This is a genomic window from Brevundimonas sp. (assembly GCF_016463295.1).
Lineage (GTDB): Bacteria > Pseudomonadota > Alphaproteobacteria > Caulobacterales > Caulobacteraceae > Brevundimonas.
Genome location: NZ_JAEMRO010000066.1, coordinates 2,229 through 12,250 on the forward strand (window position 1 = coordinate 2,229; position 10,022 = coordinate 12,250).

General features: G+C 65.4%; 14 protein-coding genes and 1 pseudogene. 8 read left to right on the forward strand and 7 right to left on the reverse strand.

The window, feature by feature from the left end:
* The 4 genes and pseudogenes from JHC81_RS11475 to recN form a co-directional block, all read left to right on the forward strand.
* Positions 1-228, forward strand: a pseudogene (locus JHC81_RS11475) (outer membrane protein assembly factor BamD); the annotation flags it as partial.
* A gap of 38 nt (positions 229-266) precedes the next feature.
* Positions 267-551, forward strand: a complete 285-nt coding sequence (locus JHC81_RS11480) for a BrnT family toxin (protein ID WP_292174734.1) — start codon at positions 267-269, stop codon at positions 549-551.
* Positions 496-810 (forward strand): BrnA antitoxin family protein, encoded by a 315-nt coding sequence (locus JHC81_RS11485; protein ID WP_292174738.1) that lies wholly within the window; start codon positions 496-498, stop codon positions 808-810. Before JHC81_RS11480 ends, JHC81_RS11485 begins: the two co-directional genes overlap by 56 nt.
* 55 nt (positions 811-865) lie before the next feature.
* Positions 866-2,566, forward strand: a complete 1,701-nt coding sequence (gene recN / locus JHC81_RS11490) for a DNA repair protein RecN (RefSeq protein ID WP_292174741.1) — start codon at positions 866-868, stop codon at positions 2,564-2,566.
* 657 nt (positions 2,567-3,223) lie between these two features.
* Here the strand turns inward: recN and JHC81_RS11495 are convergent.
* Complete coding sequence (locus JHC81_RS11495) at positions 3,224-3,550, reverse strand: hypothetical protein (RefSeq protein ID WP_292174745.1); 327 nt, start codon at positions 3,548-3,550, stop codon at positions 3,224-3,226.
* Between the two features lie 518 nt (positions 3,551-4,068).
* Between JHC81_RS11495 and JHC81_RS11500 the strand changes: the two genes are divergently transcribed.
* The gene (locus JHC81_RS11500) at positions 4,069-4,209 is read left to right on the forward strand and encodes a hypothetical protein (RefSeq protein WP_292174747.1); all 141 of its coding nucleotides are present in this window, start codon (positions 4,069-4,071) and stop codon (positions 4,207-4,209) included.
* Complete coding sequence (locus tag JHC81_RS11505) at positions 4,209-4,973, forward strand: DNA polymerase III subunit epsilon (RefSeq protein ID WP_292174750.1); 765 nt, start codon at positions 4,209-4,211, stop codon at positions 4,971-4,973. Before JHC81_RS11500 ends, JHC81_RS11505 begins: the two co-directional genes overlap by 1 nt.
* A 13-nt stretch (positions 4,974-4,986) precedes the next feature.
* On the opposite strand, the gene JHC81_RS11510 is transcribed toward JHC81_RS11505, so the two are convergent.
* From JHC81_RS11510 to JHC81_RS11530, 5 genes are all read right to left on the reverse strand, one after another.
* Positions 4,987-5,790: an inositol monophosphatase family protein gene (locus JHC81_RS11510; protein ID WP_292174753.1), complete on the reverse strand. Its 804-nt coding sequence runs from the start codon at positions 5,788-5,790 to the stop codon at positions 4,987-4,989.
* Positions 5,791-5,951: 161 nt separating this feature from the next.
* Positions 5,952-6,518 carry an elongation factor P gene (gene efp, locus JHC81_RS11515; RefSeq protein ID WP_292174755.1) on the reverse strand — a complete coding sequence of 189 codons (567 nt, stop codon included), beginning with the start codon at positions 6,516-6,518 and terminating at the stop codon, positions 5,952-5,954.
* 94 nt (positions 6,519-6,612) lie between these two features.
* A complete protein-coding gene (locus JHC81_RS11520; protein WP_292174757.1) occupies positions 6,613-7,167 on the reverse strand; it encodes a tryptophan-rich sensory protein in 555 nt (184 codons plus the stop codon).
* A gap of 46 nt (positions 7,168-7,213) precedes the next feature.
* Positions 7,214-7,465 carry a helix-turn-helix transcriptional regulator gene (locus JHC81_RS11525; RefSeq protein ID WP_292174760.1) on the reverse strand — a complete coding sequence of 84 codons (252 nt, stop codon included), beginning with the start codon at positions 7,463-7,465 and terminating at the stop codon, positions 7,214-7,216.
* A complete protein-coding gene (locus tag JHC81_RS11530) occupies positions 7,465-7,965 on the reverse strand; it encodes a DUF2975 domain-containing protein (protein ID WP_292174763.1) in 501 nt (166 codons plus the stop codon). The genes JHC81_RS11525 and JHC81_RS11530 overlap by 1 nt, the downstream gene beginning before the upstream one ends.
* Before the next feature lie 93 nt (positions 7,966-8,058).
* Here JHC81_RS11530 and JHC81_RS11535 point away from each other — a divergent pair, with 93 nt between their 5' ends.
* The gene (locus tag JHC81_RS11535; RefSeq protein WP_292174766.1) at positions 8,059-8,997 is read left to right on the forward strand and encodes an ABC transporter ATP-binding protein; all 939 of its coding nucleotides are present in this window, start codon (positions 8,059-8,061) and stop codon (positions 8,995-8,997) included.
* Entirely contained in the window at positions 8,997-9,722 is a 726-nt protein-coding gene (locus tag JHC81_RS11540) for an ABC transporter permease (RefSeq protein ID WP_292174769.1), read from the forward strand. The genes JHC81_RS11535 and JHC81_RS11540 overlap by 1 nt, the downstream gene beginning before the upstream one ends.
* 58 nt (positions 9,723-9,780) lie before the next feature.
* Here the strand turns inward: JHC81_RS11540 and JHC81_RS11545 are convergent.
* Positions 9,781-10,022, reverse strand: a 242-nt coding sequence (locus tag JHC81_RS11545) for a ferritin-like domain-containing protein (RefSeq protein WP_292174772.1), incomplete at its 5' end; no start/stop codon positions are given.

Consider the following 10,022-nt stretch of genomic DNA (forward strand, 5'->3'; position numbering starts at 1 on the left):
CAGCGCACCTCGCACACGCCCGAGGCCCTGTATCGCCTGGTCGAGGTCAATCTGATCCTCGGGCTGAAGGAAGAGGCCATGCGCAACGGCGCGGTCCTGGGCTTCAACTATCCGGGCAGCCCCTGGTACGCCGAGGCCTATGCCCTGCTGACCGAAGAAGGCGCACGGCCCGAGACGGCCCCGACGGGCCAGCGCGAAAGCTGGCTGCGCCGGATCATCCCGGGCTGACCGACACCTTGACCGGCGATATTTATGTAGTTACATAAATGATCGTCTTCGATCCGGCCAAGGATGCAGCGAACATCGCCAAGCATGGGGTGTCGCTGCGGCTTGCCGAGTCGATGTCGCTGGACGATGCGATCATCGTGCCTGATTTGCGTCGCGACTACGGCGAGGAACGGTGGACGGCCTATCAGCTTATCGGTGGCCGGGTGCATGTTCTGGTCTTCACGGTGCGGGACAGGGCGACGCGTCCGATCAGTCTGAGGAAAGCCAATGACCGGGAAAAGCGGTTCTTCGAAAGCCGACGGGGTCGCGGAAGCGAAGCGTGAGTTTGTCCTCGATGACGACGATGCGCCTGAACTGACACCTGAGCGGATGGCGCAGGCGCGCTTCGGGCATGAAGTCCTGCCCGAATACGTGCTCGCCCAGTTCCCCCGCTCACCCGGCCGTCCGCGCAGCCCCTCGCCCAAGGTGCAGACGACGGTGCGGTTCGATGCCGAGGTCATCGACTACTTCAAGGCCGGGGGCCCCGGATGGCAATCGCGCATGAACCAGGCCCTGCGTCAGGCCGCGGGATTCACAGACTGACTGTTCTCGCCCCGTTCCGGTCTAGACTGACGCCCATGCCGAATCGCGCGCCCTCATGCTGACCGCCCTTTCCATCCGCGACATCGTGCTGGTGGACGTGCTGGACCTGGAGGTCCGGGACGGGCTGACCGTGCTGACCGGCGAGACGGGGGCGGGCAAGTCGATCATTCTGGATGCCCTGGGTCTGGCCCTGGGCGCACGCGGCGATGCGGGTCTGGTCCGCCATGGCGCGAAACAGGCCACGGCCACGGCCGTCTTCACCGCCCCCGACGATCCGGCCCTGATCGACCTGCTGGCCGAGCGCGGGTTCGAGGTGGTGCCGGGCGAGGAGCTGATCCTGCGCCGCGTGGTCACCACCGATGGCCGCAGCCGCGCCTTCGTCAACGATCAGCCTGCGGGCGTCACGGCTCTGCGCGAGATCGGTCAGGCCCTGGTAGAAGTGCATGGCCAGCACGAAACCGTCGGCCTGCTGGACTGGAAGACCCACCGCGCCCTGCTGGACACCTATGGCGGGGTCCAGCCTCAGCTCAGCGCCGTCGCCACAGCCTCCGAAACCCTGAAAGCCGCCGATCGCGCGGTCGCGGAGCTGAAGGCCGCCGCCGCCGATGCCGCCTCGCGCGCCGAGGAGCTGACCGACGCCCTTGCCGATCTGGATGCCCTGGATCCCCGGGCCGAGGAAGAGACCGAGCTGGCCGGCGAGCGCGCCATCCTGGGGGCGGCGGAAAAGGCCCTGGCCGATCTGGCCGACGCCCGCACCCTTCTGGGCGGGGACAAGCTGTCACAGAAACTGGCCTCGGCCCTGCGCGCGGTCGAGCATGCTCGGCAAAGGGCGGGGCAGGCGGGCGCGGCAGCCGACCACCCCGTCATCGTGCAACTGGGCGCGGCGGCCGAGGCCATCGACCGCACCCTGGTGGAGGCGACCGAGGCCATCGCTACGGTCGACGCCGCCGCCAACGCCTTCGATTTCGAGCCGGGCCGACTGGACAAGGCCGAGGAGCGTCTGTTCGCCCTGCGCGCCGCGGCCCGCAAGCTGAACACCTCGGTCGAGAACCTGCCTGTGCTGCGCGTGCGGTTCCGCGAGCAGCTGCGCCTGATCGAGGACGGGGCCGACGCCATCGTCGCGGCCGAGCGCCAGGCCAGCGCCGCGCGCGAACACTATGACCTGGCCGCGACCTTCCTGACCTCGGCGCGAGAGGCGGCGGCGCTGCGGCTGACGGCGGCGGTGATGCAGGAACTGGGCCCGCTGAAACTGGACCGCGCCCGTTTCCGCGTGGCGTTCGAGCCGGTGGCCGACGGACGGCGCGGCCCGCTGGGCGTCGAGACGACCCGGTTCGAGATCGCCACCAATGCCGGGACCGACTTCGGCCCCCTGGACGCCATTGCATCCGGCGGCGAACTGGCCCGCTTCGCCCTGGCCATGAAGGCGGCCCTGGCTGGACGCGAGGACCAGCGCCAGCCGGTGATGATCTTCGACGAGGTGGATCAGGGCGTCGGCGGCGCGGTGGCCCAGGCCGTTGGCGAACGCCTGCAACGCCTGTCGACCGGTGCCCAGGTCCTGGTCGTGACCCACAGCCCCCAGGTCGCCGCCCGCGGCCACGCCCACTGGAAGGTGCGCAAGTTCGACACCGGCGGCCTGACCACGACCACGGTGGATGCGCTGGACGAGGATGCCCGTCAGGAAGAGATCGCGCGGATGCTGTCGGGGGCGGTGATCACCGACGAGGCGAGGGCGGCGGCGCGGACGCTGATCGGGTGAGGGGAGGGCAGAACGCGTCGCCGCGAGCGGACGTTCTGGATGTCCGCTATGGGTGGAAAACGGACCTATGCTTCCGACCATCCAGGGATGACCGACTTGGCCTTTCTGAGCAGCGTCTCCATGACTTCCCGAAGCATCTTCGGCGTGGGGAAGGACCATTCTAGGTCTTGGCTGCCGTCCTCGCGAAACGTGTCTACGCCTGAGCCTTGCCAAACCTGTCCTCGCCACTGGGCATCGAACGATCCGGGCTCTCCCGACTGGGTAGAACGCAACGTCACGGTTGCTGTCGCCCTTCGGCAAACTGATCCATCCATTTGGGTATGTTCGATCTGCACGCCCCACCAGGGCCACTCGCGATTTGAGCGGTTCGATGCGTCACGTACCACGCCGATGGCGAATGGCCCGCGACCCGCACATTCCGCGACGACGGTGTCCAGTTCAGCTATACGGGCTTCGAACGAAGGTGTCATAGGGCCACGCTAGCAACACTCCACCATCTGACAAGCAGACCTTTCCAACATCTGCTTCGGGTCGAGAGCCGACTCTGGTCTCCTTCCCGAAAGCAGACATCCAGGCCGTCGCCTGTAGGCGGACAATCTGGACCGCTGTTACGGGTGGGAAGCCGACATAATGTTGCTAGCGCGGCGCAAGCCGTTGCTAGTCGATTTGCTGCCAATGACTGGGTTCACGTCGAAGATAAAGCCAGCGCGCCGATTGTAGCGGCTTCTTCATAGGGCCTTTGCAGACCTCTATCTCCACATAGTGCGGGACGGGTGAGTCATACATGCCCTCCCAGTCGCTGACGGCGCTCTCGATTTCCTCTCGATCCTCAACTGAATCCGTTTCCAAAACGAAGTGCATCACCCATTCGCAGCCGTTGTGATCCAAGGTCATCAGCCTGAAGTTGGGGGAGATAACCCCAAGCAAGGCTTGCTGCATCATCAGCGCCGTCTGATTCCATTCGGGCAACGGGGGCGATGTCATAGATGTAAGCCTAACTCGACATGCCAATGGCTGCTATGGGTCAATCGCGGACAGTGCTAGTCGGGGGCATCCTCTCCCACCAAAATGATGCGGATTCCTCGTTCAGCGAGCTTTTCATCTTCAAAGCCGGTCATCACGCAAACGTACACAGGGTAACTTGGGATAGCCGATGCGGATGGCTGCACCAGAAGATCGCCGCCGCGAGTCAGATGAAGAAGAGATCCGACCGGGACACCACATCCTTGCTCGATGCGCGTCGCCGCCTGTCGAAGTTCCAGAGCACTGGCGGCGGGTTGCCCTGCGCACCCGGTAGCCAACATTGCGCAAAGAATCCAAGGCCTCATGAGTTAACATCGCTCGTGTTTGGGATGTCGGCAATGGGTCGAGGGCGACTTCAGCTCATGGTGTGCAAGCGGACACTGTCATCAACCTTGCTGGAGCGTGGCGAGCCGATCCCACGCGGAACGACTCGACCCGTGGTTTCGCTATGACAGCATCGATCCACGCGGAGAACACCGATGTCAGCCACCAAGGGCAAGGGTAGCCACACGGCCCGGCGTGCCAATGCCGTGGCGGCGAAGGAGGGGGAGAGCAATCCGCGCAAGTCGTCCAGGGCACAGGCGATCCTCGGCAAGAAGGGTGGCCAGTCCAGCTCGTGATGGACGATCCCGCTCAGCCTGCGTGCGTGCGCGTCATCGACCTTGAGACCGCCGGAAACGGGGCGGGTGATGTCTGCGAGATCGGCTGGCAGGACGTGGTGCAGGACGCCGACGGTCTGTGGTCGGTCAGTGAGACCTCGAGAGGGGCCCGCTTCGTCAATCCGGGACGACCGATCTCGCCGGACACCATGGCGGTGCATCACATTCTCGATGAGTGGGTGGCGGATGCGCCGTTCTGGAAGGATGTCGCCCCCTCCGTGCTGCGACCCGACACACCCATCGTGGCGCTGGCAGCCCACCGCGCCGCCTTCGAACAGCGCTACTGCACCCCCCGTCTCAGTGGGGGCGCGACCTGGATCTGCACCTGGAAATGCGCCCTGCGGCTCTGGCCCGAGTTGCCCAGATTTTCCAACCAGATGCTGCGCTATCAGCGCAAGCCCGAGGGCCTGGTCCACGAGCGCGGCCTGCCCGCGCACCGGGCCCTGCCCGATGCCTATGTGACCGCGCACCATCTGCGCGACATGCTCAATGCCGTTCCACTCGCCCAGCTCATCGAATGGAGCCGCCAGCCCGGTCTGCTGCCGCGCGTTCCCACCGGTGCGGATCGTGGCAAACCGTGGTCGGCCGTTTCTGACGACACGCTCGCCACCCTGACCCGTGATCGCGACATCGATGTGCGCTTCAGTGCAGAGACGGAGCTTGCAAGACGCGCAGGCCAGCCCCTTGCCACACCGGGGAAGTCAGATCAGCAGACGTTGATCTAGTCGTAGCCTTCGACTAGCCCCGCAGCACCTTCTGCAACTGCGGATGCAGGTCGGAGTTGGTGGCCAGGATCTGCGCCCCCGTCTCCGGGCGGCCTTCGCCGTCGATGGTGGTGACGATGCCGCCGGCTTCGGTGACGAACAGGATGCCCGCCGCCACGTCCCAGGGCTTGAGGTTGCGCTCGTAATAGGCGTCGTATCGGCCTGCGGCGACCCAGGCGAAGTCCAGCGCAGCGCTGCCCAGGCGGCGGATGCCCGCGACGCGCTGGCCCACGGCGTGGATGTCCTTGATCGACTGGGCGTGGCCGGTCTTGCCGATGAAGGGCAGGCCGGTGGCGATCAGGCTTTCGGACAGATCCTTGCGGCCCGCGACGCGGATGCGCTGGTCGTTCAGATAGCAGCCCTTGCCCTTTTCGGCCCAGAACAGCTCGTTCATCACCGGGTTGTAGGTGACGCCCGCCACGATCTCGGACGTGCCGTCCGGTGCTGTGCGTTGCAGGCCCACCGTGATTGCGAAGTGGGGCATAGCGTGCATGAAGTTGGTCGTGCCGTCGATCGGGTCGACGATCCACATATGGGACTTGTCGGTCCCTTCCATCATGCCCCGCTCCTCGCCCAGGAAGCCGTAGCCGGGGCGGGCCTTCATCAGCAGCTCATACAGGGTGTCCTCGGCCCGGATGTCGGCGGCCGTGACGAAATCGCCGGGACCCTTGCGGGAGACCTGCAACTGGGCGACCTCGCCGAAGTCGCGCAGCATCGGACGCGCCGTCTTGCGAACGGCATCCATCATCACTTGAAGCAGGGCAGAGGCGAGGGCCATGGTCTTTCCTTCTCCCTCCCAGAAGGGGAGGGTGGCCGCGCAGCGGCCGGGTGGGGAGGGCTAGGCGACGCATCCACCGGTGATCGGGATCGCCGAGCCCCTCCCACCCGGCTTCGGCTTCGCCTCAGCCACCCTCCCCCGAGGGGGAGGGAGAATACCAGTTAGTCCGCGCGGCGGACGTATTCGCCGGTCGCGGTGTCGACGACGATCTTTTCGCCCACACCCATGTAGGGCGGGATCATGATGCGGACGCCGTTGTTGGCTATGGCCGGCTTGTACGACGACGACGCGGTCTGGCCCTTCACCGTCGGCTCGGTCTCGACCACTTCCAGTGTCACCTGGTCGGGCAGGGACAGGCCGATGGGGCGGTCTTCATGCGTCTCGATGATGACCTTCATGCCCTCTTGCAGATAGGCGATGCGGTCTTCGCCGACCCAGTCCTTCTGCAGTTCGACCTGCTCGTAGGTGGTGTCGTCCATGAAGACCAGGCTGTCGCCGTTGTCGAACAGATAGGAGAAGTCCTTCTGCTCCAGCGTGACGCGTTCGACCTTGTCTTCCGAGCGGAAGCGTTCGTTCAGCTTGTTGCCGGTTTCGAGGTTCTTGGCTTCGACGTTGGCGAAGGCGCCGCCCTTGCCGGGCTTGACGTGGCTGGCCTTGGTGACGACCCACAGGCCGCCGTTGACCTGCAGAACCATGCCGGGCTTGATGGTGTTGCCGTTGATCTTCATCGGTGTCTCGAAAGGTTTGGCGCAGGCCCTTGTGGCGCGCACGAGCGGGCGCAGTCCGTAAAGGAAGCCGGGGCCTACGGCAAGGCGCTGTCCGTCAGTGGACGGTCGGTCGATGATCCGCCAGCTTGTCCTCGACCTTGTTCATCAGCCGGGTCGCGCCACCAATGGGAGAGGCCAGCTTTCCAGCCGCCGGATCCAGCTTGCGGGCCTCATGCGCGAAGGCTGCAGCCATGCCCGCCGAGGCCATGGCCGCAGCGATCTGGAAACCTCGACCCGCAGGCCGGGCCGCGAGCCAGATCGCATTGACCACCTGGGTCGCGGCCCATAGGGCCAGGGTGCCGGTGCGGCGCCGGCTCTTCGGTCCGTTCCAGACGCGGACGGCCGACAGGCTGGTGGCGGAAAAGACAGCCGGCACGATCATGCTCATCGCGCCACGCGGGCGCTCGGTGACGGGCCGGGCACCGCTGCGGATATCGGCGGGCGACAGGCGCGGCTGCAAGGCCTTGTTGGCCAGGAAGGTCGCGGCCAGAGCAAACCCGGCGGTGACCGCGACGCCCAGCAGGACATGGCCGATATCGTCCCTGTCGGCATTGACGAGGTCCAGCGCCGCGTCGCGAGCGTCTTCCACGAAATCACCGATGTCGGTCATCTTGAGCCCTTCCATTATCCTTGGCCGAACAATGGGCCGGGCATGGTTACGGTTCCGCCGATGCCTCGTCGTCGGGCAGGGCGGTGTCGTCCGGATTGTAGTCGTAGTCGAGCAAATCGCCGGGTCGACATCCCAATGCCGCGCACAGCCGGGCCAGGGTCCGGAAGCGGATGCCCTTCACCTTGCCCGACCGGAACAGGGACAGCTGGGTTTCGCTGAGGCCGACCTGCTGGGCCAGATCCCGGGCCTTCAAGCCTTTGGCGACGATGACGGCGTCAAGTGTCACGCGCACCGGCATCAGATCATCTCGTCCATCTCGGACTGAAGGCGGGCGGCCTGATCGACCACTCGCCCGAGCAGGAACAGGGCACCCCCGATCATGCCCAGAGTCATGCTGCCGACGTCGAAGTTCAGATAACCGCCGTCCGTCACCCCTGCGAGTCGCAGCAGATTGGTCTTCAGAAAGACTGTGAATAGGCCACCGCAGCCGAGGGCCAAGCCGACCTTGCGCAGGGCCGAAGACAGGGTGGGCTGGATCAAACGCCCCTTGGCCAGCTGTCCCATGGCCGTGCCGATCGACCAGACGGCAAAGAGATAGAAGGCGGCGGGAGCAACCCAGGCCACGAAAATCATTATGGTCTGAGCGGTCAAGCTGACGTCTGATCGGGCTGCCAGCACTAGCGGAGCGATCAGATACATCAGGGCGAAGACGCCGCCCACGCTGATGACCATGAAGATCGCAAGCCAGCGAAACTGGCCGCACAGGCGTCGAAAACGGGCGAGATCGGCGGTGGCCACGGCGACTCCCAAAATGAGCTATCTTTAATCTTGACTTAAATGTCTGTCGTTTGCAACTTTATCTAGGAGTTAAACGAGTAAGGTAGTCGGACGATGATCCCCGCCATCGAGACACGCGGTCTGACGAGACGGTTCGGCACGCGGGTCGCCGTCGACGCCCTGTCGATGACCGTGCCCGACAAGGCCGTCTATGGCTTCCTGGGGCGCAACGGGGCGGGCAAGACGACGACACTGAAGATGTTGCTCGGTCTGCTTCGGCCCAGCAGCGGCACGGCCGTTGTCGGTGGCGTCGATGTTGGCCGTAACCGGATTGGTGCCGCCCGAAAGGTCGGGGCGCTGCTGGAGGCGCATGGCTTCTACGGCAATCTGTCGGGCCGCGAGAACCTGAACCTGACGCGGTCCCTGCTGGGCGTTTCAGCCGCCGAGATCGATCGCGTGCTGGAGGTGGTGGAAATGCGCGTCGACGCCGGGCGCAGGGTGTCCGACTATTCGCTGGGCATGCGCCAGAGGCTGGGTCTGGCGCGGGCCATGCTGGGGGCGCCCCCGGTCCTGATCCTGGACGAGCCGACCAACGGCCTGGACCCCGACGGTATCGCGGACATGCGCCGGTTTCTGAAGGCGTTGCCTGAACGGACCGGGGCGACGGTCCTGCTGTCCAGCCATCTGCTGGGCGAGATCGAACAGACGGCGACGCATATCGGCATCATCAATGAGGGATGCCTGGTCCTGGAGGGCGAGCTGTCTCGCCTGAAGGCCGAGCTGACGCCGGAGATCGCTCTGCGGACGGATGGCGCTGAGCGGGCGGGCGAGGTTCTGCGCCGCCACGATCTGACATTGGTGTCGGAAAGCGAGGGCCTGGTCGTTCGGCTGCGACAGGGACAGGACGCCGATCGCATGTCGGCCACCCTGAACGCCGCACTGGTTCAGGCAGGGGTCGCCGTCTTCGCGATAGGGCCACGAGCCCGGTCGCTGGAAGGCATCTATCGCCAGGTCGCAGCACCAACTGCCAAGGCCCGCAAGGAGATCGTCTGATGTTGTCCGTCCTTGGGGTCGAAGCCCGCAAGCTGAACCGATCGCTGGCCCTGCTGCTGGCCGTGGCGGCTCCGACACTGATCGCCGTCTTCCTGTTCTTCAACATGCTGCGCGGCAAGGAGGGGCAGCCCTGGGAGATGTGGTTGCAGCAGTCGACCGGCATCTGGGCTTTCTTCATGCTGCCGATGAGCGTGACCGCCCTGACCGCCCTGGTCGCGCACATGGAACATGGGCCGAAAGCCTGGGATCATCTGCGGGCCCTGCCGGTCGCGCGATGGAAGATCTATGCCGCCAAGGCCTTCTGCGTGTTGTTGGTGATCGAGGCGATGTGCCTGCTCTGTCTGCTGCTGAATATCGGAGCGATCGCGGCGGCCGGTGCCATCAAGCCAGCGGTGGCGGCAACGGGCGAGATGAATCTGGCCGGTCAGTTTCTGTTGATGGGCAAGGTGTTCGCGGCGTCTCTGCTGCTGATCGGTGTTCAGCTGTGGATCGCGCTGCGCTTCTCCAGCTTCGTGCCCGCGCTGGCCGTTGGGATAGGTGGCACCTTCTTTTCCGTCGTGGCCGTGTCGGCGCGGATCGGTGTGCTGTCGCCGTGGCAGATGCCGGTCAACATGCTGGCGACGGAGGCCTGGCGCGTGACGACGGCCCTGGGGCTGGGGTGCGGGCTCGGCGCGGTCGTCCTGATCCTGGCCATTGCGCATCTGGCGCGACGCGAAGTGCTCTAGGCATCAAAAGGCCCCGGTGGGCAGAACCACCGGGGCCTTGGCAGTGTCAGTCTGAAGATCAGTTGCCGGTGGCGGATTTGTCCGGACTGATTTCGGTCATGGCGGACTGCAGATAGTTCTGCACGCCCAGTTGGCGGATCAGGTGGTGCTGGTTTTCCAGGAAGTCGATGTGCTCTTCGGTGTCGCCGAGGATGCGCATCAGAAGGTCGCGGCTCACGAAGTCGCCGGCGGCCTCGCACTGGGCGACGGCGGCGGCAGTCGTGGCGCGGCTGTCGATCTCCAGCTGGAGGTCGGCCCCCA

Excerpts from the sequence above, each read along its gene's own strand:
- JHC81_RS11480 (WP_292174734.1), top strand. The coding sequence starts at position 267 with ATGATCGTCTTCGATCCGGCCAAGGATGCAGCGAACATCGCCAAGCAT.
- JHC81_RS11485 (WP_292174738.1), top strand. The coding sequence starts at position 496 with ATGACCGGGAAAAGCGGTTCTTCGAAAGCCGACGGGGTCGCGGAAGCG.
- recN (WP_292174741.1), top strand. The coding sequence starts at position 866 with ATGCTGACCGCCCTTTCCATCCGCGACATCGTGCTGGTGGACGTGCTG.
- JHC81_RS11495 (WP_292174745.1), bottom strand. The coding sequence starts at position 3,550 with ATGACATCGCCCCCGTTGCCCGAATGGAATCAGACGGCGCTGATGATG.
- JHC81_RS11500 (WP_292174747.1), top strand. The coding sequence starts at position 4,069 with ATGTCAGCCACCAAGGGCAAGGGTAGCCACACGGCCCGGCGTGCCAAT.
- JHC81_RS11505 (WP_292174750.1), top strand. The coding sequence starts at position 4,209 with ATGGACGATCCCGCTCAGCCTGCGTGCGTGCGCGTCATCGACCTTGAG.
- JHC81_RS11510 (WP_292174753.1), bottom strand. The coding sequence starts at position 5,790 with ATGGCCCTCGCCTCTGCCCTGCTTCAAGTGATGATGGATGCCGTTCGC.
- efp (WP_292174755.1), bottom strand. The coding sequence starts at position 6,518 with ATGAAGATCAACGGCAACACCATCAAGCCCGGCATGGTTCTGCAGGTC.
- JHC81_RS11520 (WP_292174757.1), bottom strand. The coding sequence starts at position 7,167 with ATGACCGACATCGGTGATTTCGTGGAAGACGCTCGCGACGCGGCGCTG.
- JHC81_RS11525 (WP_292174760.1), bottom strand. The coding sequence starts at position 7,465 with ATGCCGGTGCGCGTGACACTTGACGCCGTCATCGTCGCCAAAGGCTTG.
- JHC81_RS11535 (WP_292174766.1), top strand. The coding sequence starts at position 8,059 with ATGATCCCCGCCATCGAGACACGCGGTCTGACGAGACGGTTCGGCACG.
- JHC81_RS11540 (WP_292174769.1), top strand. The coding sequence starts at position 8,997 with ATGTTGTCCGTCCTTGGGGTCGAAGCCCGCAAGCTGAACCGATCGCTG.